General features: G+C 72.4%; 19 protein-coding genes. 9 read left to right on the top strand and 10 right to left on the bottom strand.

Features of this window, described 5'->3' with window-relative positions; all coding sequences use genetic code 11:
- Nucleotides 1–192: 192 nt before the first annotated feature.
- Both STRBO_RS0131060 and STRBO_RS0131055 read right to left on the bottom strand, forming a co-directional pair.
- Nucleotides 193–1863: an alkaline phosphatase D family protein gene (locus STRBO_RS0131060; RefSeq protein ID WP_020115341.1), complete on the bottom strand. Its 1671-nt coding sequence runs from the start codon at nucleotides 1861–1863 to the stop codon at nucleotides 193–195.
- 136 nt (nucleotides 1864–1999) lie between these two features.
- The gene (locus STRBO_RS0131055; RefSeq protein ID WP_005478717.1) at nucleotides 2000–2644 is read right to left on the bottom strand and encodes an HNH endonuclease family protein; all 645 of its coding nucleotides are present in this window, start codon (nucleotides 2642–2644) and stop codon (nucleotides 2000–2002) included.
- 693 nt (nucleotides 2645–3337) lie between these two features.
- On the opposite strand from STRBO_RS0131055, the gene STRBO_RS0131050 reads away from it, so the two are divergent.
- On the top strand, nucleotides 3338–3925 hold the full coding sequence (locus STRBO_RS0131050; protein WP_005478715.1) for a TMEM165/GDT1 family protein: 588 nt from the start codon (nucleotides 3338–3340) through the stop codon (nucleotides 3923–3925).
- Nucleotides 3926–4103: 178 nt separating this feature from the next.
- The gene (locus tag STRBO_RS0131045) at nucleotides 4104–4772 is read left to right on the top strand and encodes an HAD-IA family hydrolase (RefSeq protein WP_020115340.1); all 669 of its coding nucleotides are present in this window, start codon (nucleotides 4104–4106) and stop codon (nucleotides 4770–4772) included.
- 424 nt (nucleotides 4773–5196) lie between these two features.
- On the opposite strand, the gene STRBO_RS0131040 is transcribed toward STRBO_RS0131045, so the two are convergent.
- Nucleotides 5197–6144: an NAD(P)-dependent oxidoreductase gene (locus STRBO_RS0131040; protein WP_005478711.1), complete on the bottom strand. Its 948-nt coding sequence runs from the start codon at nucleotides 6142–6144 to the stop codon at nucleotides 5197–5199.
- Between the two features lie 68 nt (nucleotides 6145–6212).
- Here STRBO_RS0131040 and STRBO_RS0131035 point away from each other — a divergent pair, with 68 nt between their 5' ends.
- Nucleotides 6213–6581, top strand: coding sequence for a winged helix-turn-helix transcriptional regulator (locus tag STRBO_RS0131035; protein ID WP_020115339.1), 369 nt, complete (start codon nucleotides 6213–6215; stop codon nucleotides 6579–6581).
- A 264-nt stretch (nucleotides 6582–6845) separates the two neighbouring features.
- On the opposite strand, the gene STRBO_RS0131030 is transcribed toward STRBO_RS0131035, so the two are convergent.
- On the bottom strand, nucleotides 6846–7166 hold the full coding sequence (locus STRBO_RS0131030) for an antibiotic biosynthesis monooxygenase family protein (RefSeq protein WP_020115338.1): 321 nt from the start codon (nucleotides 7164–7166) through the stop codon (nucleotides 6846–6848).
- A 126-nt stretch (nucleotides 7167–7292) separates the two neighbouring features.
- Nucleotides 7293–8558 carry a peptidoglycan-binding protein gene (locus STRBO_RS42335; protein WP_078531424.1) on the bottom strand — a complete coding sequence of 422 codons (1266 nt, stop codon included), beginning with the start codon at nucleotides 8556–8558 and terminating at the stop codon, nucleotides 7293–7295.
- A 209-nt stretch (nucleotides 8559–8767) separates the two neighbouring features.
- Between STRBO_RS42335 and STRBO_RS0131015 the strand changes: the two genes are divergently transcribed.
- Entirely contained in the window at nucleotides 8768–11014 is a 2247-nt protein-coding gene (locus STRBO_RS0131015) for an MDR family MFS transporter (RefSeq protein WP_005478705.1), read from the top strand.
- Here the strand turns inward: STRBO_RS0131015 and STRBO_RS0131010 are convergent.
- Entirely contained in the window at nucleotides 10995–11546 is a 552-nt protein-coding gene (locus STRBO_RS0131010) for a GNAT family N-acetyltransferase (protein WP_020115337.1), read from the bottom strand. The two genes, STRBO_RS0131015 and STRBO_RS0131010, sit on opposite strands and share 20 nt — an antisense overlap.
- Nucleotides 11547–11709: 163 nt before the next feature.
- Here STRBO_RS0131010 and STRBO_RS0131005 point away from each other — a divergent pair, with 163 nt between their 5' ends.
- Both STRBO_RS0131005 and STRBO_RS0131000 read left to right on the top strand, forming a co-directional pair.
- Complete coding sequence (locus STRBO_RS0131005) at nucleotides 11710–12462, top strand: hypothetical protein (RefSeq protein ID WP_020115336.1); 753 nt, start codon at nucleotides 11710–11712, stop codon at nucleotides 12460–12462.
- A 7-nt stretch (nucleotides 12463–12469) separates the two neighbouring features.
- Nucleotides 12470–13054, top strand: a complete 585-nt coding sequence (locus tag STRBO_RS0131000) for a hypothetical protein (protein WP_005478700.1) — start codon at nucleotides 12470–12472, stop codon at nucleotides 13052–13054.
- A gap of 81 nt (nucleotides 13055–13135) precedes the next feature.
- Here STRBO_RS0131000 and STRBO_RS0130995 read toward each other — a convergent pair whose 3' ends face one another.
- Complete coding sequence (locus tag STRBO_RS0130995; protein WP_005478698.1) at nucleotides 13136–13570, bottom strand: DnaJ family domain-containing protein; 435 nt, start codon at nucleotides 13568–13570, stop codon at nucleotides 13136–13138.
- 118 nt (nucleotides 13571–13688) lie between these two features.
- Between STRBO_RS0130995 and STRBO_RS0130990 the strand changes: the two genes are divergently transcribed.
- On the top strand, nucleotides 13689–14084 hold the full coding sequence (locus STRBO_RS0130990; RefSeq protein ID WP_005478697.1) for an FHA domain-containing protein: 396 nt from the start codon (nucleotides 13689–13691) through the stop codon (nucleotides 14082–14084).
- Nucleotides 14085–14102: 18 nt separating this feature from the next.
- On the opposite strand, the gene STRBO_RS0130985 is transcribed toward STRBO_RS0130990, so the two are convergent.
- A complete protein-coding gene (locus STRBO_RS0130985; RefSeq protein ID WP_005478695.1) occupies nucleotides 14103–14774 on the bottom strand; it encodes an O-methyltransferase in 672 nt (223 codons plus the stop codon).
- 114 nt (nucleotides 14775–14888) lie between these two features.
- Nucleotides 14889–16163 carry a DUF2330 domain-containing protein gene (locus STRBO_RS0130980; protein WP_005478693.1) on the bottom strand — a complete coding sequence of 425 codons (1275 nt, stop codon included), beginning with the start codon at nucleotides 16161–16163 and terminating at the stop codon, nucleotides 14889–14891.
- A gap of 270 nt (nucleotides 16164–16433) precedes the next feature.
- Between STRBO_RS0130980 and STRBO_RS0130975 the strand changes: the two genes are divergently transcribed.
- Nucleotides 16434–18479 carry a bifunctional glycosyltransferase 87/phosphatase PAP2 family protein gene (locus STRBO_RS0130975; RefSeq protein WP_005478691.1) on the top strand — a complete coding sequence of 682 codons (2046 nt, stop codon included), beginning with the start codon at nucleotides 16434–16436 and terminating at the stop codon, nucleotides 18477–18479.
- A gap of 81 nt (nucleotides 18480–18560) precedes the next feature.
- On the opposite strand, the gene STRBO_RS0130970 is transcribed toward STRBO_RS0130975, so the two are convergent.
- On the bottom strand, nucleotides 18561–19796 hold the full coding sequence (locus tag STRBO_RS0130970; protein WP_020115335.1) for a cytochrome P450: 1236 nt from the start codon (nucleotides 19794–19796) through the stop codon (nucleotides 18561–18563).
- Between the two features lie 236 nt (nucleotides 19797–20032).
- Between STRBO_RS0130970 and STRBO_RS0130965 the strand changes: the two genes are divergently transcribed.
- A complete protein-coding gene (locus STRBO_RS0130965) occupies nucleotides 20033–21202 on the top strand; it encodes a steroid 3-ketoacyl-CoA thiolase (protein WP_005478685.1) in 1170 nt (389 codons plus the stop codon).
- Nucleotides 21203–21600: the final 398 nt, after the last annotated feature.

Here is a 21600-nt window from a genome sequence, read left to right as displayed (position 1 = left end):
GCAACTCCCGTGCGTGTGGGGCGCATGGTGGGGCGCGGCGCGGCGGACCGCCCGCCGGGAAGCGGACGGTCCGTCTCATCATGCCGCCGTACGTCACGGGAACAGAGCTCTGAAACCCCTGGGCGGGTCAGGTGTGGGATGCCTCACGAGCATCTCGGACAACAGGGGTAACAACCGTGCGCAAGGGGTGGATCAAGGGGCGAGCGTCGAGTCGGATGCCGTCTCCAGCCGTGCCCCGCCGTCCCGCCGGGCCCGCGCGCGGTCGAGCCGCAGCCGTGCCGAACGGCCCCGCAGGGTCAGCGTCATGAGGTGGTTGCCGAACCAGGGGCCGTCCGTCCGGTGCCAGTCGATCGACGGCCGCGCACCCCGCCCGTGCCGCCCGAACCACCGGCCGAGCGCCCGCCCCGTCCCGCTCCAGCCGAAGCGGAAACCGAGCTTTATCGAGAGCGGGATGGAGTTGTGCACGGGCGAACAGGTGAGTTGCAGGACGCGCGCGTCGGGGCCCCCGCCCGGACGCCCCGCCTCGCCGTAGGTGTCCCCCTTCGGCCACGACGGTTCGGCGACGTACGCGTGATGCACGTCCCCGGAGAGCACGAGCACCGTCGCCGGGGCGTCCTCGCCCGTACCCGCCTCGGCGATCAGCCGGGTCAGGTCCTCGAAGGAGGAGGGGAAGGCCGCCCAGTGCTCCAGATCGGCGCCGCGGCGCAGCTTCTCCCCGAACCGCGCCCAGCGCTCCCCGCGCTCGCCCCGGCACAGCGCCGCGCTCCACGCCTCGGCGTCGTGCACGAGGTGGGGAAGGAGCCAGGGCAGGGAGGTGCCGATGAGCAGATGGTCGTAGGAGCCGCGCGCGTCCAGGGCCTGGGTGCGCAGCCACTGCGCCGCGCCGGGGTTGAGCATCGAGCGGTCGCGCTCGTCGAGGACGCGGGCGGCCCGGCTGTCGAGCATCAGCACGCGTACACGTCCGAAGTCCCGCCGGTAGCTCCAGCGGACCGAGGCGGGGTCCTCGTCGGCCGTGGCGGCGTGGGCGCGCAGCGCGTCCGTGCCGTCCGGGGTGGCGCGTACGGCGGCGTACAGGGGGTCGGCGGCCAGTTCGACGGGGGAGAGGTTGCCGAGGTGCTGGTGGACCCAGTACGACATCAGGCCGCTCAGGATCCGCTCGCGCCACCAGGGGGTGGCCCGCATGTCGGTGAGCCAGGACTCGCTGGTGTTCCAGTCGTCGATGACGTCGTGGTCGTCGAAGATCATGCAGCTGGGGACGGTGGCGAGCAGCCAGCGGATCTGGGGGTCGAGCCAGGACTCGTAGTAGAGGTGGGTGTACTCCTCATAGTCCGCGACCTGGTCGCCCGGCGGCTCCTTCAGGTCGCGGCGGGCGGCGAGCCAGAGGCGGGTGGCCTTGGAGGTCTCGTCCGCGTAGACCTGGTCGCCCAGGAGGAGGAGCACGTCGGGGCGCTCGGCCTCGGGTGCGGCGGCCAGCCGGACCGCCAGGGTGTCCAGCGCGTCGGGGCCCACCGGGTCGGGCTCGCCGGCGGGCGGCGCGGCCCAGCGGCAGGAGCCGAAGGCGACCCGGACGGTGTCGCCCTCGGCCGGGGTGCGGATCTCGGAGGGCGGGAAGGGGGAGTCCGGCTCCGGCCACACGGGCGCGCCGTCCAGGAGGACCTCGTACGCCGAGGCCGTGCCCGGCGTGAGGCCCGTCACCGGGATCAGCGCGTAGTGGTGGCCGGCGATCTGGAACGTGCGGGTCTCGCCGCGCCCGCCGCCGGCACAGCGCACCTCGGCGACGCACGGACGGCTCGCCTCGATCCACACGGTCGCGGACGAGCCGTCCACATAGCGAAGCAGTGGTCCCAGGCGTAGCCCGGTCATCGCGATCACCTTCCTCCGTCGCCCCGTACCGTACGGAACGACGGAGGTGATCGGCGAGGTTCCGGACCGTTTCCGGCCCACATTGTTCGCCGGATCCGGGGACACGCCGAGGACGGCGGCCCGCCGGGCGGGTGGGTCAGCAGCTCGCCAGGTAGCTGGTGAGGGCGCTCTTCTCGGCGGAGTCGACGGAGAGGTCGTAGTAGTACTTCACCTGGACCCAGGCGCGGACGTACGTGCAGCGGTACGCCGTGCGCGACGGCATCCACTCGGCCGGGTCCTGGTCGCTCTTGGACTGGTTCACGTTGTCGGTGACGGCGATGAGCTGGGGGCGGGTGAGGTCGTTGGCGAAGTTCTGGCGCTGGGTGCTGGTCCAGCCGTCGGCGCCGGAGTCCCAGGCCTCGGCCAGCGGCACCAGGTGGTCGATGTCCAGGTCGGCGGCGGCGGTCCAGGTGGCGCCGTCGTAGGGGGAGTACCAGCTGCCGCTGGTGGCGGCGCAGGCGGAGCTGGTGACGACGCTCGTACCGTCGCGCTTGAGGACCGTCTCGCGGGTGTTGCAGGTGCCGCTGATGGTGATCCAGTGGTTGAACAGGTCCCGGTCGTACCCGGTGCGGTCCTCGGCCGTCACGGTGAGGGTGGCGAGGTAGGAGCGGGCGGTGGCGGCGCTGACCGGGGTGGGGAGCGCGGCGGAGGCGACGGGCGCGTTGAAGAGCGCGACGGAGGCTATCAATCCGCTGAGCGCCGCGAGTATGCTGACTCGTCGACGCGCGTAGAACCTGCGCATGTGAACTCCTTGCGGGGCCGGGGATGTCGAGCGGGGCGGGGCGGTGGGGGGTGCGAGCGATTGAAGGGTCGCGTCGCCGTGTTACCGGCGGATGTGCGTCTGGTGAGAAGCTAGTGACGTGTGCATGACACGACAAGGGGTGCGGCGGTGATTTGATGCCGGGGCCTCCGGCGTGGGCGGGTGGGGCGTCGGGGTGGGACGGTGTGGCGGGGCGGGGTCGGGTGGCGTGCGGGCGCGGGTCCGGTGGGGGCTGGTCGCGCAGTTCCCCGCGCCCCTGAGAAGCAGGGGCTGCGCCCCGTGCTTTCGCTTTGGGGTCCGCAGGGCCTGCGCTTTGAGGTCCGCAAGGCCTGGTGCTTTTAGGGGCGCGGGGAACTGCGCGAGAAGCCCTCATCGGGCCCGCGGTCGGCTGCGTACCCCCGACGCACCCGTACCCCGCGCGACCGGCGTACCATGGACGGCGCAGAAGGGGAGTAGCTCTTCGCCGGACCGTCGACATACTGCTCAGCTCGTCTGAGCCGGCGCCCGGAGGCAGGTCCGTCGCCCGTCGACGTAACCGGCCAGCGAGACCTTCGGCAAGCAGTGCACCGTCCGTGCCGCCCGGCACGGACCGTCCGTGTGCTGCCGTGCCGAGGTGTCGATGTCGCGTCAGCGGATGATTTCTCTCGGTGGGGTGGCCCGACCGTCTGAGGAACCTTGATCAGCTTCAGTGTCACGGCGCTCGTCTTCGGCGTCGTCTTCCTTGCGGAACTCCCCGACAAGACCGCGCTCGCCGGTCTCGTCCTCGGCACCCGCTACCGCGCCTCGTACGTCTTCGCCGGTGTCGCCGCCGCGTTCGCCGTGCATGTGGTGCTCGCGGTGGCGGCGGGCAGCGTCCTCACCCTGCTGCCGCAACAGATCGTGCACGCGCTGACCGGCGTGCTGTTCCTGGGCGGCGCGGCGGTGCTGCTCAGGACGAAGGGCGGGGCCGATGACGACGCGGAGGTCCGGCGGCCCGAGGACCAGAGCTTCTGGAAGGTCTCGGGGGCGGGGTTCATGCTCATCCTGGTCGCCGAGTTCGGCGATCTCACGCAGATCATGACGGCGAACCTCGCCGCCCGCTACGACGACCCGCTGTCCGTCGGACTCGGCGCGGTGCTCGCCCTGTGGGCCGTCGCGGGGCTCGGCATCCTGGGCGGAAAGGCGCTGATGAAGCGGGTGCCGCTGAAGCTGATCACGCAGGTCGCGGCCGTGCTGATGCTGGGGCTCGGCGTGTGGAGCCTGTGGGAGGCGGTGACGGGATGAGGGGCCGGGTGGGTGACGGGGTGGCGGGGAACCCCGTTTGTTTTGTACCGTGGGTGAACAAAGTGGCTCCCGCCCGCATTCCCTGACCGGTGGGCGGGGCCGCCTTGTCCCTGCGGGCCGCCTCGCCGGGCCCGATCGTCCGCGGCCCCTGCTCGCCCCTCGCGTTTTGGAGCTGCTGATGACGGCCACGACCGTTCTGACCGCCCGCGCCCTCCTGCTGGACATGGACGGCACCCTCGTCAACTCGGACGCCGCCGTCGAGCGGGTCTGGCGGCGCTGGGCCGGGCGGCACGGGCTGGACGGCACCGAGATCATGAAGGTGGTCCACGGCCGCCAGGGATACGCCACCATGGCCGTCCTCCTGCCCGACCGGCCCATGGCGGAGAACCTCGCGGACAACGCGCGGCTGCTGGCCGAGGAGACCGCCGACGTGGACGGTGTCGTCCCGATACCCGGCGCGCCGGAGTTCCTCGCCGCCCTCGTCGCCGGAGACGTGCCGCATGCCCTCGTGACCTCGGCGGACGTCCCGCTGTCCACGGCACGGATGGCCGCGGCCGGGCTGCCGCTGCCCGAGCTGCGCGTCACCGCCGAGTCGGTGGGCGCGAGCAAGCCGGACCCCGAGGGTTTCCTGAAGGGGGCCGCCGAACTGGGCGTCGCGCCCGAGGACTGCGTCGTCTTCGAGGACTCCGAGGCCGGCATCGCGGCGGGGCGCGCCGCGGGGATGCGGGTCGTCGGCATCGGCGAGCGCGCACGGTCCCACGGCCCGGACGTGGTGGCGCCCGACCTGACGGCGGTGCGGGTCGAGGTGGCGGACGACGGGGCGGTACGGCTGCACGTGCGCGGCTGACGGGGCTCGGCGGGGCGCCCGCGCCCCCTCGCGGTGATGCCGGTGTTCCGGCTTCCCGGCGGAGCCGGCCGGTGTCGTCGTGAAGTCGAACTGTGGGATGGCCGGTTGCGCATCGCAGACGTTTCTGTGGTTGGCGGGTTGGCGGGTTGGCGGGTTGGCGGGTTGGCGAGGTGGCCGACGTGTCCCTGTCGGTAGGCCCGGCTGGCCATGCGGGGGCCCCACCCATGCCGGGTCCCGTCCCCACGCCGGTCGGTGGTGATCGGCCGGCCGCGATCAAGACCGTGGGGTCGGCGGGGCAGGTTTCGGCTCCCTGCGGCCGACCGGCGGCGAGCGGGTCGGTGGCCGCCCGGACCGGCCGTGTCCGTGAGGCGGGTGGAGCGGGGGTTCCAGGGCCCCCGGACGGCGTCGGTCGTCGCCCTACCCGTCAGTGCCGGCCGGGGGCGATCGGCTCGGGGTCGTCGAGGACGTCCGTCAGGCGGGTGAAGCCGTCCGTGCCGTGGCCTCGGGCTATCGCTCGGCGGGCGAAGCCCTCGGCCGACCGCATGATGCTCGCGTCGATGCCGTGGGACTCGGAGACCTGGACGATGTGGGCCATGGTCGACACCGCCGAGGTGAGCGGATTGCCCTCGCCGGAGTGCCGGCCGCTGTCGACCTCCTCCGCCCCCGCCTCGAACAGCGCGGGGAGGATCGCGGCGATCCCCTGGGCGAACGGGGTCAGCTCCCGCGCGCCGACCCCCTCCGCACGGGCCAGCGCCAGGGCGTGGGTGTAGCCCGCGATCGAGGTCCAGAAGAGGTCGAGCAGCGCGATGTCGTACGTCGCCGCCCGGCCGATCTCCTCGCCGAGGTGGGTGTGGGTGCCGTCGAGCGCGTCCAGCACGGGCCGGTGGGTGCGGTAGAGGTCCGCCGCTCCGCTGTAGAGGAACACACCGTCCGGCGTGCCGATGGTCGGCGTCGGCGTCATGATCGCCCCGTCCAGGTAGTCGACGCCGTGCTCGGCCGCCCAGCCGGCGGTGGAGCGGGCCCGGTCCGGGGTGTCGGCGGTCAGGTTGACCACCGCGCGGCCCTTGAGGGCCCGGGTGACCGCCGGGTTTCGCAGTATCGCGTCCGAGGCGTCGTAGTTCACGACGCAGACGACGGTCAGCGCGCTCGCGGCCACCGCCTCCTCGGCCGACCCGGCGCCGACCGCGCCCCGCGCGACCAGTTCGGCGTCCCGCCCCGGCGTGCGGTTCCAGACCGTCGTCCGTACCCCGGCGTCGAGGAACGCGTCGGCGAGGGCACGGCCCATCGGGCCCAGGCCGAGTACGGTGACGGTGGGGGCGGGGGTGGCCGTACCGGTGGCGCTGCTGGTGGGCTCTACGGTGTGTGCGGGCATGACTCGGTAACTCCTGTGGAAAATAGGTGGGTTGTCGATTCGCCACGAACGGGCGAGGGGGAGCGAGAATGTCGCGCAAACGTGCCCAGGACCCGAATGTCTGCGGGGTGACCGCGGCGATCGCCGTGATCGAGGGCAAGTGGAAGACGTCGCTGCTCTGGCTGATGGAGTCCGGCCCGCACCGCCCGGGTGAACTGCGCCGGACACTGCCGGGCCTGAGCGAGAAGGTGCTGACTCAGGCACTCCGGGAGATGGAGACCGACGGGCTCGTGCATCGGGAGGTGCACGACGTGCTGCCGCTGAAGACCGTGTACAGCCTGACCCCGTTCGGCCGTGAACTCTCCGAGGCACTGGGGCCGTTGTCGGACTGGGGGCACCGGCGCCTGGAGACCCTCACGGGGGTCGAGGACGAGACCGTGTGCCGCCCGGCTTCGTGACGCCTCACGCCGTCGTCATCGCCGTGATCACCGTCGCCGTCGTGTTCATCGCGTCCGCCTTCGGTCCCCTGGTCCGTGCCGTGCGACCTGTCGGCCGCTCCTTCTCCACAAGGGTCGCCCGACGGGCTCAGCTCGCCAAGTACCCACAAAAAGGTGGGTACTCAGCGGACCGGCTCGCCCCCGCCCGGCGGAGCTTGCGCAGCCGTCGGACGGGGGCGAGGGGGTGGATGTGGGGAGTGCTGGTGCTACCGGTGACGGTGTCCGTCAGGAACCGGTCTTCGCGCCCGTCTGCTGGATGACCTCGAACGTCCAGACGGACGAGTCGGAGGCGGCCGGCCGCGGGCGGTCGCCGCCGCCCTGGTGGGCCTGCTTCATGGGGCCGTCCATCCACGCCTGGAAGGCGGCTTCGTCGCGCCAGCGGGTGTAGACGAGGTAGTTGTCGGTGCCGTCGACGGGACGCAGCAGCTCGAACCACTCGAAGCCGTCGGAGTTCTCGACCACTCCGGCGCGGGAGGCGAACCGCTTCTCCAGCACCTCGCGCTGCTCCGCCGGAACAGTGAGGACATTGATCTTGACGATGCTCATGCCCTCATCCTGCATCACCCACGACGAGAGAACGTCGGCCGACCCCCGCGCCACCCCGTCGGTCGTGCTCGGCCCCCGTCGCCCCCGTCGCTCCCTTCGATCGCCGGCTCCGCCCTGCCCCGTGGGTCACGGCTGCTTCGTCTCGGACTCCAGTCGCTCCCGGGTCACCAGGCCGTAGACGCCCGGCTCGTCCTGGTCCTTCGTGATGCCGCGGCTGCTCTGGTAGAAGAGGACGGCCTGTTCGACCTGGTCGTCGTAGTTCTTGTCGATGTCGCCGGTGTAGAGGCCCAACTGACGCAGCCGCAGCTGGAGTTCGGTGACCTCGGGGTCGTCGTCACCCGGGCGGAGCGTCTTGGGCGCGACCATGCGGCTGTCCTTCGACCCGTCCGAGCCGGTGGCCGACGAGCCGGTGGAGGCGCCGGCGCTGGGCGAGCCGCTCTGCGTCGGGTCGGCCGAGACCGACGGCGACGGCGAGCCGGACGCCTCCGACGCCGAGGGTGAAGGGGACGGGCTCCGCGTGGGGCTCGGGGTCGTCGCCTTGCCCCCGCCGCCACCCGGCGCCGGTGCGGGCGCCCCGCCCTCGCCCTCCCCGGACGGCCCCGCCGGTGACGCCTCCCCGTCCGGCGACACGTCCGGCGCGCTCGCCCGCAGGTCGTCCGGCAGCGCGCGGTCGCGTTCAGGGGCGTTGTACGAGAACAGTCCGCTCGCGAACCCGGCGGCGGCCATCACCCCCGCGGCGGCGGTACCGGCCAGGACGACGGCGATCCCCGCACGGCGGCGGCGTCGCCGACGACGTACGGGGTGCCCCGCGGCGGCGTCCGGCGAGGAGGCCTGCGTCGAGGGCTGCGTCGAGGGCTGCGACGGCGGTGCCGGGAACAGCGCCCGGGTCGAAGCGGCGGAGTGCGACGCACCCCGTGTACCCGGCGCACCCGGCGCACCGGACGTACCGGACGTACCTGCTGTACTCGACGTGCCCCACCCGTCGAATCCCGCCCCGCCCGCCCCCTCACCCCGTCGGCCGAACGCCCGTGTGTCCGTCGGGTCCAGCCCGGGAGCCGCTGTCGTCGTCGTGGCCGCTGTCGCCGCCGTGGTCGCTGCCGTGGTCGCCGCCGTGGTCATCGGCATGGCGATCGTCGACGTCCGGTCGGGTCCCCGTCCGTCACCCGTCGCGACGGCCGAGCCGTCGCGGCCGTCGTGCCCGCCCCGTTCCTCGCCCAGTTCCACGTACGGGCGAATCCGGAGGGGGTCGAAGTCCTCCGCGGCCGCCGCCTCGGCCGTACGGGTTTCGAGCAGGGCCTCGGACGCGCGGCGGCCGCACGCGCAGGACGGCGTGCCGTCCGAGGCCCGGGGGGTGGAGCATTCCGGGCATATGTGACTGGTCGGTTCACTCACGTGTCGTTCCTCCCCGTGAAGACTCCAGAGTTTAAGCAAATGGCCGACACAGAATCTCCCGGTTGCCCTTGGAATCAAGGGTTCCGGAACGGCTCGACAGGCCATACCCGGTCACACCGACCACGATGGAATGGACATGGAGGAAGAGGAAACCCAAGGACGTTGTACTAGCACGCTGTGGGAGACCCTCGGCCCCACGGGAGGTCTGCATGACCGACGACACCAGCCACGCCCCCGCCGACGGCGGCGACGAGCACGCGAACGCCGCCGCCGGCGCGCGTGCCGGCACCGCGCGCACCGGTGACGGCACCGGCGACACCGGCCTCGCCGCCGGGGGCACGCCCCCGCCCGGCCCCCGTGGCCAGGGCGTTCCCGTCGCCGAGGGGGTGCCCGGCGGGGTGATGGTCTCCATCGGGGCCCTGCTGCTGGGCATGCTGCTGGCGGCGCTGGACCAGACGATCGTGTCGACGGCGCTGCCCACGATCGTGAGCGAACTGGGCGGGCTGGAGCACCTCTCGTGGGTGGTCACGGCGTACATGCTGGCCGCGACGGCGGCGACCCCGCTGTGGGGCAAGCTCGGCGACCAGTACGGCCGCAAGCGGCTCTTCCAGACGGCGATCGTGATTTTTCTCATCGGGTCGGCGCTGTGCGGGGCGGCGCAGAACATGCCGCAGCTGATCGGGTTCCGGGCCCTGCAGGGGCTCGGCGGCGGCGGGCTGATGGTGCTGTCGATGGCGATCGTCGGCGATCTCGTCCCGCCCCGCGAACGCGGGCGCTATCAGGGGCTGTTCGGCGCGGTCTTCGGCGCGACGAGTGTGCTCGGGCCGCTGCTCGGCGGGCTGTTCACCGAGCATCTGAGCTGGCGTTGGGTGTTCTACGTCAACCTGCCCGTCGGAGCGGTGGCGTTGCTCGTCATCGCCGCCGTGCTGCGCATCCCGCGCCGGGCCGAACGGCATGTCATCGACTACCTCGGCACCTTCCTCATCGCCTCCGTGGCCACCTGTCTGGTCCTGGTCGCCTCCCTCGGCGGCACCACGTGGGACTGGGACTCACCGCAGATCATCGGCCTCTCCGTCCTGGCCGTCCTGCTCGTCGTCGTCTTCGTGGCCGTCGAGCGGCGGGCCGCCGAACCCGTCCTGCCCCTCAAGCTGTTCCGCGTCCACACCTTCACCCTCTCCGCCGTGATCAGCTTCGTCGTCGGCTTCGCGATGTTCGGCGCGATGACCTATCTGCCGACGTTCCTCCAGGTCGTCAAGGGCGTGTCACCGACCATGTCGGGTGTGCACATGCTGCCGATGGTGTTCGGGCTGTTGCTGTCCTCGACGGTCTCCGGGCAGATCGTCAGCCGCACGGGCCGCTGGAAGGTCTTCCCCGTCGTCGGTACGGGGGTCACCACGCTGGGCCTGCTGCTTCTGCATCAGCTCGACGCGGACAGCGGCAACGGTGAGATGAGCGCCTACCTCTTCGTCTTCGGACTCGGGCTCGGCCTCGTCATGCAGGTCCTCGTCCTCGTCGTGCAGAACGCGGTCCCCTACGAGGACCTCGGCGTCGCCACCTCCGGCGCGACCTTCTTCCGTTCCATCGGCGCCTCGTTCGGCGTGGCCGTCTTCGGCACGGTCTTCGCCGGGCACCTCGGCGAGAAGCTCACCGACGCACTCGACGGGGCCCAGCTCCCGTCCGGCGTGAGCGTGGACGGGCTGAAGGCCGACCCGCGTGAGATCGCCGAACTCCCGGCCGCGCTGCGCCCGTCCGTCCTCGACGCGTACGCGTCCTCCATCACCGACGTCTTCGTCTACGCGGCTCCGGTCGCCCTGCTCGGCTTCGTCCTCGCCTGGTTCCTGCGCGAGGACCGGCTGCGGGCCTCCGTGACGGCGCCCGACGCCACGGAGACGCTCGCCAGCAACCCGGTCGAGCGGTCGTCGTACGACGAGGTGTGCCGGGCGCTGTCGGTGCTCGGGTCGCGGGAGGGCCGCCGCGAGGTCTACCGGAAGATCACCGCACGGGCCGGCTACGACCTGCTGCCCGCCACCAGTTGGCTGCTGCTGCGGATCCGGCGGTACGGCTGGGCCGAACCGGCCGTGCTCGCGGAACGCAGCACCGTCCCGCTCGATGTGATCATGGCCGCGACCCGGCAGGTCGAGGGGCGCCGCCTCGCCCGCCGCGACGGCATCGACCTCGTCCTCACCGACGCCGGCCATGAGGCCGCCGACCGGCTCGCCCAGGCCCGCGAGGACTCCCTCGCGGAACTCCTCGGCGACTGGTGGGGGCCCGACCGCCCCACCGACCTCGTCCGTCTCGTCGGGGAACTCAACGCCGAGCTGTGCGGCTCCGACGCGGAACGCCCGCACGACGGCGGGTCGATCACACGACGGCCGTCGGGCGGGACGGCCCCGGGTACGCCGCCCACACCGCCCCCGCCCCCCGCGTCCGACACGTCTACGTCAGTGTCTTCGTGAACCAGTGCTCCGCGTACGCCTGGTCGTTGTGCGGGGCGCTCTCCTCGTAACCCAGCCGGGCGTACAGCGCGCGGGCCTCGACCAGGTCGCCGCGGGTGTCGAGGACGATCCGCTCGGCGCCGAGCGCGCGGGCCGCGTCCTCGGCCGCGTTCACGAGGAGCGCGGCACCGCCCCTGCCGCGCGCCTGCGGCAACAGGAACACCCGCTTCAGCTCGGCCGTCGCGGTGTCCGTCAGCCGCACCCCCGCCGTCCCGGCCGGCTCGCCCCCGTAGCGCGCCACCAGCAGCAGCCCGCCCGGCGGCGCCAGATACTCCCCGGTGTCCGCCGCGATCTCCCGCTCCAGTTCGTCCGGGTCGGTGGCGTGCCCCTCGTACAGGAGGTACCAGCGGTCGCTCACCTCGGTGTAGTACGCCCGCCAGAGCGCGGCGGCGACGGGGGAGTCGTACGGCTCCTCGGCCACGGACCAGCCGGGCGGCGTGGGGGCGGTGCGAGCGGGGTGGGCGAGGTGGGGGACGGGGGCGATGTGGGTCATGGCGGTCATTGTCGGAAGCGGGGGCGGGTGACCCGCAAACGATTTACGCCGATGTCCGCCTCCCACGCGCTTGCCGTTTGAACGAACGGGTTCGGGCAACCCGGTCCGAAACGGCCCGATGGGGCGAGACGCCCGGGCGGGCCGAGGACTCTGGAAGGCATTCATGTCCACAGGCTTGATCATCGCTTTGATCGTGATCGTGGCGGTCGTGGTCGTTGTGGCGGCCGTCCTGGCCGGGCGTGCCCGTGCGGGTACGGGTGGCGGCGGATCGCTGAAGCGGCGGTTCGGACCGGAGTACGACCGGACCGTGACCCGCCATGACGGCGACGAGCGGGCCGCCGCCCGGGAGCTCGCGGAGCGGGTGAAGCGGCACGGCTCGATGGAGAAGCGTGCGCTGCCGAGCGCGGAGCGCGAACGCTACGAGTCCCGCTGGGCGGCCGCCCAGGAACGCTTCGTCGATTCGCCCCGTGAGGCGGTCGCCGAGGCCGACCGGCTGCTCTCCGAGGTGGCCGCGGCGCGCGGCTTCCCGGACGGCGGCCACTACGAGACCCAGGTGGAGGCGCTGTCCGTCCACCACGCCCACCATGTGCACGGCTACCGCCGGGTGCACCTCGCGGCGCACACCACCGGCGACGGCGTCCACGGCCAGGCCGGCACCGCCGACGGCGCCGGCCCCGGTACCGGTACCGAGGAGATGCGCGAGGCCATGATCGAGGCCCGCGCCCTGTTCGAGGACCTGGTGACACCGGGCCGCCGGGACGCGCGCGCGGACCGGCACGACACCGCCGGGCGACAGGACCCGGCCCACCGCGACGGCACGGTGCGGCACGACGAGCGCGACGGAGCGGCCGGTGACGGCCACCACCGGTCCCATCTGCCATGGGCGCTCACCAGGCGCCACGCGAAGGGGAGTTGAGGACACGATGACTGACGACATGACCAGGAGCGACGCCATCCGCGAACGCGGTACGCGCGAGACACCGGGCACGGACACCAGGCGTGAGGGGGCCCGGGGCAACGGGACCGCGCCGGGCACGCGGGCGGCCGACGCGACCGGCTCGGCGGCCGGCACGGGTACCGGGGCCCCGCTCGTCGCGGGGCACGACACCACCAAGGGCCGCACCGACGACCGTATCGGCCGGAAGCTGGGCGCCGACGACGAGCCCGGCCGCGACCGCGGCGAGAACCGCACCGGGGGCGCCGCCCCCGGCGGCTCCCACTCCGGGGGCGCCGATCTCCTGCCCCACGACGAGACCGACAAGCTGACGGCGCGGCTGCAGCACGCGGTCGGCGGATTCGTCGACGAGCCCCGGTCCGCCGTCGAGGAGGCCGACCAGGTCCTCGAAGAGGTCACCGCCCGCTTCACCGACGCGATGACCCAGCGCCGCCGCACCCTGCGCACCTCCTGGGAGACCACGGCGGCCGACCGCGGTTCCACCGACACCGAACAGCTCCGCCTCGCCCTGCGCGACTACCGGGAGCTGACCGAACGGCTGCTGCGGCTGTAACACCGCGGACAGCGACAGACGAGGCCGCGCCCCGGTTCGTGCACCGGGGCGCGGCCTCCTGCGTGGGCGCGTGCCGGGACCTCACTCACCGGCGTTCGCCGGGTCACACCCCTCGCGCCGCTCCCGTCCCGCCCGCCACTGCCGTACCACCTCTTCCACGTCGTACGGCTTCAGGCCGAGCGGTGGGCCCGGGGGTGGTTTGAACATCATGTCGCGGATCTTGGTGTTGATCTCGGTGATGATCTTGCGGACGGCGTGTTCGGAAGGGGCGTCGGCGGCGGTCGCGAGGGCGTCCTCCGCCTCCTTGCGCAGGGCCAGTGTCGGGGGCAGCACGGAGAGGCCCTCGCGGGCCATCTTCCGCTTGATCCACCAGAGTTCGTCGTAGGTGGTGTTGTCGTCCGGCAGGGGGCGGCCGGCGCCGGGGAGGGTCGTGAAGTCGCCGCGTGCATCCGCGTCGCGGATCTGTTTGTCGACGAAGGACTCGAAGCTGACACCAGGGGGCTTGCGCTCGGTCATGCGTCCATTGTGCCGGAGCCCGCACAACAGGACGATCCGGCGAATTATCATGCGGCGGCGGCACCGCGAACGTGCCGTGCGCAGCGACAATCGGAGTTTGACCCGTTAGGAGCGGTACGTGCTCGAACTCACCATGGCCTCGGTCTCCGAGGCGGACGCCGGGGCGACGGCCGGCATGCAGATGGCCGACGCGCCCAGCGAGCCGGGCGGCGTGCTCCGGGTGGGCCGCGATCGGGCGGTGTGCCGGCTCGCGACACCGGACGACTGGCTCTTCGTCTCCCGCGTGCACCTGGAGTTCCTGTGCGCCCCCGACGGGAGCTGGCAGGTCACCTGGCTGCGGGGCTCGCACGCCGACCCCTCCTCCGAGGTGCGGCTGACCCTGCTCGGCCACCAGCCCTCGCCGCTCCCGTACGGCGGCACCGCGAAGCTCCCGCACGGCAGCTCCGGCGAACTCGTCATCTACGACCGCACGGGCCCCCGCAGCGTCAACGTGGGCTTCTACCACGAGGCCTGACGGGGACCCCGGGCGAGGTCAGTCCAGCACCCGGGCCAGCGCGAACCCGTCGTACCCCTTGCTGCCCACCGTCTGGATCGCCGTGCCGCTCAACCTCGGGTGCGTGGCGATGAGTTCGATGGCGGTCCGGGTGCCGCGCACGTCCGGCTCGGTGCTGCCGGCGTCGGCGACCCGGCCGCCGCGTACGACGTTGTCGACGACGATGACGCTGCCGGCCCGGGTGAGGCGCAGGGCCCACTCCACGTAGTGCGGGTTGTTGGCCTTGTCCGCGTCGACGAAGACCAGGTCGAACGGCTCGGGGTTCTCGTCGGTCAGCTTGGGCAGCGACTCCAGGGCGGGGCCGACCCGTACCTCGACGATGCCCTCCAGTCCGGCGCGCGCGATGTTGCGGCAGGCGACCTCCGCGTGCCGGGCGCTGTACTCCAGGGAGATCAGCCGGCCGTCGGCGGGCAGCGCCCGGGCCAGCCAGATGGTGCTGTAGCCGCCGAGGGTGCCGATCTCCAGGATGCGGCGGGCACCCTGGATCCGCGCCAGGAGATGAAGGAACTTGCCCTGGTTGGCGGCGACGTCGATGGCCGGGAGCCCGGCCGCCTCGTTGTCGCGCAGCGCCGCCTCCAGGACGTCGTCGTTCGGGGCGAGGTGGGTGGTGAAGTAGGCGTCGACGTCGTCCCAGGTCCGCGACTCGCTCATGAAGCTGTGCCTCCCGCGCCTTTCATCAGGACAGTTACTTAGATCAGCTAAGTAGGTGCGCTAATGAATATAGGCACGGGGCGGCCTCCCTGTCAGCGGTTCCCGGGGCGTGTTTCAGCCGTTCGGTCCGGAGTTCGCTCCCGGGCGGGGTCCGAGCTTCGGGTCGGCCGGGGCGGCGGGCGCCTCCGGCCGGTACGGCCCCGGCGCCCCCGGCGGGTAGGGGGCGCCGGCCTGCGGGTGGGCGCCCGGCGGGTACAGGGCCGCGCCCGGCGGCGGCACGGGCGGCAGTTGCCGCTTCGCGTTGCGTCGGAGCACGAACGCGACGGCCACCGCCTTGATCGCCAGCACGGCGATGCCGATGCCGAACGACACCAGCCAGCCGGGGATGCCCCACACGGTCCACATCTCGTCCACGTGGATGACCTTTCGATAGGTGTCGTCGGCCGCGGCCCGCCGCAGCGTGTGATCGCCGGAGATCAGCTCCGGCCGAGGAAAGTCCTGCTCGACGGCGGTGAGAAAGTCCGTACCGCCCCCGGTGAGATCGCCGAGCGGGCCTGCCTGCCTGCCGAGGCGCCCGGCGAACGTCACCACCGGCTCGTCCCCGCCGATCGAGGAACCGGGCTCCATCCGGTGCCCGGCGAGCACGTACAGGTCGAGGGCCTGCGGGGTGCCGGCCAGCCGCGACAGACGCATCGGGTAGACCAACTCGTCGCTGGCGAAGGTGAGGTGGAGCGGGTCGAGCGTGCCCGTGAGCGGCAGACCGGCGGCGGTGTCCTCGGGGGCCAGCCGGACCGCCACGTACTCCCACTCCTGTCGGACGTACGGCTCCAGGGCCGTGTCCAGGCGGTCCGGGAGAGCGAAGCCGTTGTCGTCGAGCCAGTCGCCGAGCGCGCCGGAGTCGGTGGCGGTCAGCCGGGCCACGTCGAACGGGCCGAGCCGTTCACGGCCGACGACGTCCACCGGGGCGCCGGGACTCCGGGGCGCGGCGTCCCCCGCCGTGCCGTCGCCCTCGAACATGTCGAACGGCCAGTCGCCCGAACGCGGCCAGAAGTACTCCCGCCGCTCGTACACGGGCGCCGTCTCCTCGTCGAGCCGCTCGAAGGCGGCCGCGTCACCGAGCCTCACCGACGCCCGGTTCGGCACCGGCATGATCCAGGCGGCCGTGCGGGCGTCACCCGAGACCGTCAGGCTCATCACGATCTGTTCCTCGCGGCCGTCCCAGCGCACGACGGACCTCTCGCGGCTCACGTACACGTTCCGCCGGTCGTCGGGCACCATCGCACCGCAGCCGCAGGCGTACGCCGGTGCCACGAGCGACGCCAGCTGCAGGCCCAGCAGGACGAGTACGACGACCAGTAGTCGTCCGCGCCCCCGTACGCGACCGTTCATCCCCCGTGCTCCCCCCGCCGTGCGCTGCCGTGCGTTCATGCCGACAGCCATGCTTTCAGGTGTTTGTCAGTGGCCTGTCACGACCCCGCCCGTGGTGTGCATCCGTGATCCACGTCGCGCCCTTGGGCGTGGGGGCGGCTCTGCGCGCACTATCGTCATCCGGACAAAACAGGGGCGACTCTCAGGTGAAGAGATGGGGTGCCCGCCTCCTACCCGGGGGCGGTGCGAGCCTCGCCGGGGGACGTCGACGGGTCGGGAGGACGACAGCGCGTGGCGACGGAGCAGAGCGGACCGGGCGGTGCCGCCGGAGCGGGCCCGACGGCGGGCCGGCTGGTGACGGTACGCGCCGTGCTGTGGCTGGTCGCCACGATCCTGGCGGTGCGCCAGATCGCCGTCGTGCTGCGCACACCCAGGGGTGAGCGGCTCACGGACCTGGAGACCTGGGTCGGGGCCGGTGGCGTCCTGCATGTGAACGGCTCCCTCTACGACTCGACACAGTTCACCGGCACCCCGTTAGCCGGCCTCGTCCTCAAGCCCCTCACCCGAACGGCCGAACAGGCCCTCGGCTGGGGCTGGACCTTCGGCACTCTCCTGCTGGTCGTCGCCCTCGGCCTCGTCGCCGCCCGCGCCCTGCCCCGGCCCGTCACCCGCCGGACGGCCCTGCTCGCGGCCCCCGTCGCCGTCACCCTGCTGATGCTGTCGCTGCCGGTGCGCAACACGCTCCACCTGGGCCAGACCAGCGTCCTCCCCGTCCTGCTCGTCCTCGTGGGCTGCTTCGTCGTCCGGGGCGAGCGCGTCAGCGGCGTCTGCGTCGGGCTCGCCGCCGCCTTCCAGCCGACCGTGCTGCTGTTCGTCCCGCTGCTGTGGTTCACCGGCCGCAGGCGCGCCGCCGCGGGCACCGGCATCACGTTCGCCGGGGCCACCGCCCTCGCCTGGGCCGCGATGCCGCACGACTCGTACACCTACTGGGTGCACCACCTCGCCGGCGTCGGCCTCGGCGGCCGGGCGGACGGCCTCGCCAACCAGTCCCTGCACGGCGCGCTGCTCCGGCTGGGCCTCACGGGCCCGCTGGAGATCGCCGTCTTCCTCGCCCTGGCCGCCGCCGTCGCCGTACTCGGCCTGCGCCGGGCCGTCCACTGTGCCCGCGACGGACAGCTGCTGCTCGCGGTCGCCCTGACCGGCTGCGTCGTGGTCGCCGTCTCGCCGACGTCCTGGCAGCACCAGCTGCTGTGGGTGCTGCTCGCGGCGGTCGGCCGGGTCGGCCGGAAGGCCTCGTCACGGTACGTGTGGCCGGTCGCCGTCGTCCTGGTGACGACGCTGCCCGCGAAGATGATGGTGCCGAACGGGGCCGTCCTGCATCCGGTGCGTGACAACGTCGTCCTGCTGACCGCGCTCGCCGCCGCGCTCGCCGTGCCGTTCCTGTCCCGCACCTCGGAGTACTACCGGGCGCCGATCCCGACGGAGTACGCCCCCGCGGTGGAGACCCGGTTCAGCTGGGCGCCGTTGCTGCGCCGGGTGGCGACCCGTCCCAACCTGCTCCTGGAACTGCTGCTGATCCGCGTCACGTACGCCGCCTACCAGCGCACCCGGTTGGAGGCCACCGGCAGCCGGGCCGCCGCCGAGGAGCACGCCGGGCAGGTCCTCGCCGTGGAGAAGGCCCTGTTCCTCGACATCGAGCACTGGGTCAACCACACGGTCGTCGGGATCGACCGGCTGCGGGACTTCTTCGACTTCTACTACACGTCGTTCCACTTCGTGGTCCCGCTGACCGTCCTCGGCGTCCTCTACTGGCGCCGCCCCGCCGACTACCGCTGGGCCCGCACGGCCATCGGCTTCACCACGGTCCTCGCGCTCGTGGGCTTCTTCTTCTACCCGCTGGCACCGCCGCGCCTGATGCCCGGCCTCGGCATCATCGACACCATCAACGGCGTCCAGGACTTCTCCCGGCCGGACTACGGCAGGCTGACCGAACTGACCAACCAGTACGCGGCGATGCCGTCGCTGCACTTCGGCTGGTCGCTGTGGTGCGGGCTCACGATCGCGCTGGTCGCGCCCCGGATGTGGATGAAGGTGCTGGGCCTGCTGCATCCCTTCTTCACGGGTCTGGCGATCGTGGCGACGGGCAACCACTGGATCCTCGACGCGGTCGGCGGCGCGGCGGTGGTGGGCGCGGGCTTCGGCCTGACGTACCTCCTGACGGGACCGAGGGCCACCGGGCCCCGGCAGGTGCCCGGAGAACCGGGCGAGCCGCCGCCGGCGGACCGCGGCCTGTCGCCGGCCTCCCGTCAGAACGACGGAGGCAGGGGCGGGGCGTAGGGGGGTTGCGCCCCTGCCTCCATCGGGACGGGCCGACGGCGCCGGGAGGCCGTCGGCCCGAGACTTGCGGGGGTGGAGCGGTCAGGCGGTGGTCACCTGGAGGTGTTTGACCCCGTTGATCCAGGCCGAGCGCAGCCGGCTCGGCTCGCCGGCCAGCCGGAGGCCGGGCATCGCGTCGGCGATCGCGTTGAAGATCAGGTCGATCTCCAGGACGGCCAGGGACTTGCCGAGGCAGAAGTGCGGGCCTCCGCCGCCGAAACCGAGGTGGGGGTTGGGGTCACGGGTGATGTCGAAGGAGTCGGGGTCGGTGAAGACGTCCGGGTCGTGGTTGGCGGAGGCGTAGAAGATGCCGACGCGGTCCCCCTTCCTGATCTGCTTGCCGCCGAGTTCGAGGTCCTGGGTGGCGGTGCGCTGGAAGGAGTTGACCGGTGCGGCCCAGCGGACGATCTCCTCGGCCGCCGTCGCCGGGCGTTCGCGTTTGTAGAGGTCCCACTGATCGGGGTGGGTGAGGAAGGCGTGCATGCCGTGGGTGATCGCGTTGCGGGTCGTCTCGTTGCCGGCGACCGCCAGCATCAGCACGAAGAAGCCGAACTCGTCGGAGGCTAGGTTGCCCTCGTCCTCGGCGGCCACGAGCGTGGTGACGATGTCCTTCGCCGGGCACTGTTTGCGGTCGGCGGCCATGTTCATGGCGTAGGCGATGAGTTCCATCGCCGACTGCTGCCCGACCTCCTCGGTGATCGCGTACTCCGGGTCGTCGTAGGAGATCATCCGGTTCGACCACTCGAAGATCCGGATGCGGTCCTCCTGCGGGATGCCGATCAGCTCGGCGATGGCCTGCAGCGGGAGTTCGCAGGCGACCTCGGTGACGAAGTCGAAGGGCCCGGCGTGGGCGCTCGCCTCCCGGGCGATGGTGAGGGCGCGGTGGCGCAGGTTGTCCTCCAGCGCGCGGATCGCCCGCGGGGTGAAGACGCGCTGCACGATCTGGCGGACCCGGGTGTGCTCCGGCGGGTCCATGTTGAGCAGGATCAGCCGCTGGGCGTCGATCGCGTCGCGCTCGATGTGGTCGTTGAAGCGGATGATCGCGGTGTTGACCGTCGAGGAGAACAACTCCGGGTGCGTGGAGACGTACTTGACGTCCGCGTGCCGGGTGACGGCCCAGTAGCCCTCGTCCGCGAAGCCCGCGATGCCTGGTGCCTGCGGGATCCAGTGGACCGGTTCCGTGCGGCGCAGTTCGGCGAACTCCGGGAGGGGGACACGGTGGTGCAGCAGGTCGGGGTCGGTGAAGTCGAACCCGTCGGGCAGCGCTGGACAGGGCATCGGCCACTCCTGACGGAGCATCAGACAGAGGGAATTGCGGTGACCGTAGTAACGGGTTCTAGAACAAGCAAGGGGTGCGGGGCTTTCGGTCGGCTTTTCAGTTGCCGCACGCCCCTTGCGGTCCCGGAGTCGCGCTCAGCAGACTGCTGAGGAGAACTAGAACGCGTACTAGTTCTGCGTGGCGGGCCGGGCCGGGACGCCCCGCGCCGCGCGGGTAACCGTTGAGAGGAATCCCCATGGCCGCGGAACCCGTGATCGTCGAAGCCGTACGCACTCCCATCGGCAGGCGCGGCGGCGCGCTCGCCAACCTGCACCCCGCCTACCTGCTGGGCGAGACCTACCGTGAACTCCTCGGCCGCACCGGCATCCCCGCCGACTGCGTCGAGCAGATCGTCGGCGGCACGGTGACCCACGCCGGCGAGCAGTCCATGAACCCCGCGCGCACGGCCTGGCTGACCATGGGCCTGCCGTACGAGACGGCAGCGACCACCGTCGACTGCCAGTGCGGCTCCTCGCAGCAGGCCTCGCACATGGTGGCCAACATGGTCGCCGCCGGTGTCATCGACGTCGGCATCAGCTGCGGGGTCGAGGCCATGTCCCGGGTGCCGCTCGGGTCGGGCTCCAAGCACGGGCCCGGCAAGCCGTTTCCGGAGGAGTGGAACGTCGACCTGCCCAACCAGTTCGAGGCGGCGGAGCGGATCGCGCGGCACCGGGGGCTCACCCGGCAGGACGTGGACGGGCTCGGGCTGCTCTCCCAGGAACGGGCCGCCGCCGCGTGGGCCGAGGAGCGGTTCAAGAAGGAGACGTTCGCCGTCCAGGTGCCGACGACCGAGGCGGAGCAGGGGGCCGGGCAGGGCATGTGGCGGCTCGTCGATCACGACGAGGGACTGCGGGACACGTCGGCGGAAGCACTGGCCCGACTGAAACCGATCATGCCGACGGCGGTCCACACGGCGGGCAACTCCTCCCAGATCAGCGACGGCGCGGCGGCCATCATGTGGGCGTCGAAGCGGATGGCGCGTGCGCTGAAGCTGCGGCCCCGGGCGCGGATCGTCGCCCAGGCGCTGGTCGGCTCCGACCCCCACTTCCACCTCGACGGGCCGATCGACGCGACCAAGGCGGTGCTGGGGAAGGCGGGGATGTCCCTCAAGGACATCGACCTGGTCGAGATCAACGAGGCCTTCGCGTCGGTGGTGCTGAGCTGGGCGCGGGTCTTCGACCAGGACCTGACGAAGGTGAACGTCAACGGCGGGGCGATCGCCCTCGGGCACCCGGTGGGCGCGACGGGCGCCCGGCTCATCACCACCGCCCTGCACGAACTGGAGCGGACGGACAAGGAGTTCGCGCTGGTGACGATGTGCGCGGGTGGAGGGCTGGCGACGGGGACGATCATCCAGCGGTTGTGAGGTGAGGTGGTGTGCGGGGTGACGGGCTGGGAGGCACGGAGGGGGCTCCGCCGCTTCCGTCCGCCGCGCCCTGTGCACCGCTGGTGCCCTGTCGCCGATGGCCGGCGTGCCGCCCCGCGGCTCCCGGCCGGATCCTGCGGCCGATACGTGACGGCTGATGCGTGACGTATGCGTGACGGCTGATGCGGGACGGTCGACGCCTCGTGGCCGCCGCCCGGTTGCCGACGGCCGTACGGCTTCGCGTCGGCTGCCCGCGGTTGTGAGGCGGAAGCCGTCCTCTTGTCGGCCCGTGGCCGTCCGGCGCTCGCCGGTTCCGGTCGCGGGTCGTTGCCCTCGGTCGGTCGGCCGGGGCCCTCGGACCGACGGCCCGTGCCCCGCCCGGCGGTGGGTCCGTGCCC

Source organism: Streptomyces bottropensis ATCC 25435 (genome assembly GCF_000383595.1).
Classification (GTDB): Bacteria; Actinomycetota; Actinomycetes; order Streptomycetales; family Streptomycetaceae; genus Streptomyces; species Streptomyces bottropensis.
This window is presented reverse-complemented; position numbering and strand designations above follow the sequence as displayed.

Bases quoted from the DNA above. Each gene is read 5' to 3' on its own strand.
- STRBO_RS0131040 (WP_005478711.1), bottom strand. From the start codon at position 6,144: ATGCCCGCACACACCGTAGAGCCCACCAGCAGCGCCACCGGTACGGCC.
- STRBO_RS0130985 (WP_005478695.1), bottom strand. From the start codon at position 14,774: ATGAGCGAGTCGCGGACCTGGGACGACGTCGACGCCTACTTCACCACC.
- STRBO_RS0131045 (WP_020115340.1), top strand. From the start codon at position 4,104: ATGACGGCCACGACCGTTCTGACCGCCCGCGCCCTCCTGCTGGACATG.
- STRBO_RS0130965 (WP_005478685.1), top strand. From the start codon at position 20,033: ATGGCCGCGGAACCCGTGATCGTCGAAGCCGTACGCACTCCCATCGGC.
- STRBO_RS0131060 (WP_020115341.1), bottom strand. From the start codon at position 1,863: ATGACCGGGCTACGCCTGGGACCACTGCTTCGCTATGTGGACGGCTCG.
- STRBO_RS0131000 (WP_005478700.1), top strand. From the start codon at position 12,470: ATGACTGACGACATGACCAGGAGCGACGCCATCCGCGAACGCGGTACG.
- STRBO_RS0130970 (WP_020115335.1), bottom strand. From the start codon at position 19,796: ATGCCCTGTCCAGCGCTGCCCGACGGGTTCGACTTCACCGACCCCGAC.
- STRBO_RS0131030 (WP_020115338.1), bottom strand. From the start codon at position 7,166: ATGAGCATCGTCAAGATCAATGTCCTCACTGTTCCGGCGGAGCAGCGC.
- STRBO_RS0131010 (WP_020115337.1), bottom strand. From the start codon at position 11,546: ATGACCCACATCGCCCCCGTCCCCCACCTCGCCCACCCCGCTCGCACC.
- STRBO_RS0131015 (WP_005478705.1), top strand. From the start codon at position 8,768: ATGACCGACGACACCAGCCACGCCCCCGCCGACGGCGGCGACGAGCAC.
- STRBO_RS0131055 (WP_005478717.1), bottom strand. From the start codon at position 2,644: ATGCGCAGGTTCTACGCGCGTCGACGAGTCAGCATACTCGCGGCGCTC.
- STRBO_RS0130995 (WP_005478698.1), bottom strand. From the start codon at position 13,570: ATGACCGAGCGCAAGCCCCCTGGTGTCAGCTTCGAGTCCTTCGTCGAC.
- STRBO_RS0130980 (WP_005478693.1), bottom strand. From the start codon at position 16,163: ATGAACGGTCGCGTACGGGGGCGCGGACGACTACTGGTCGTCGTACTC.
- STRBO_RS0131005 (WP_020115336.1), top strand. From the start codon at position 11,710: ATGTCCACAGGCTTGATCATCGCTTTGATCGTGATCGTGGCGGTCGTG.
- STRBO_RS0131035 (WP_020115339.1), top strand. From the start codon at position 6,213: ATGTCGCGCAAACGTGCCCAGGACCCGAATGTCTGCGGGGTGACCGCG.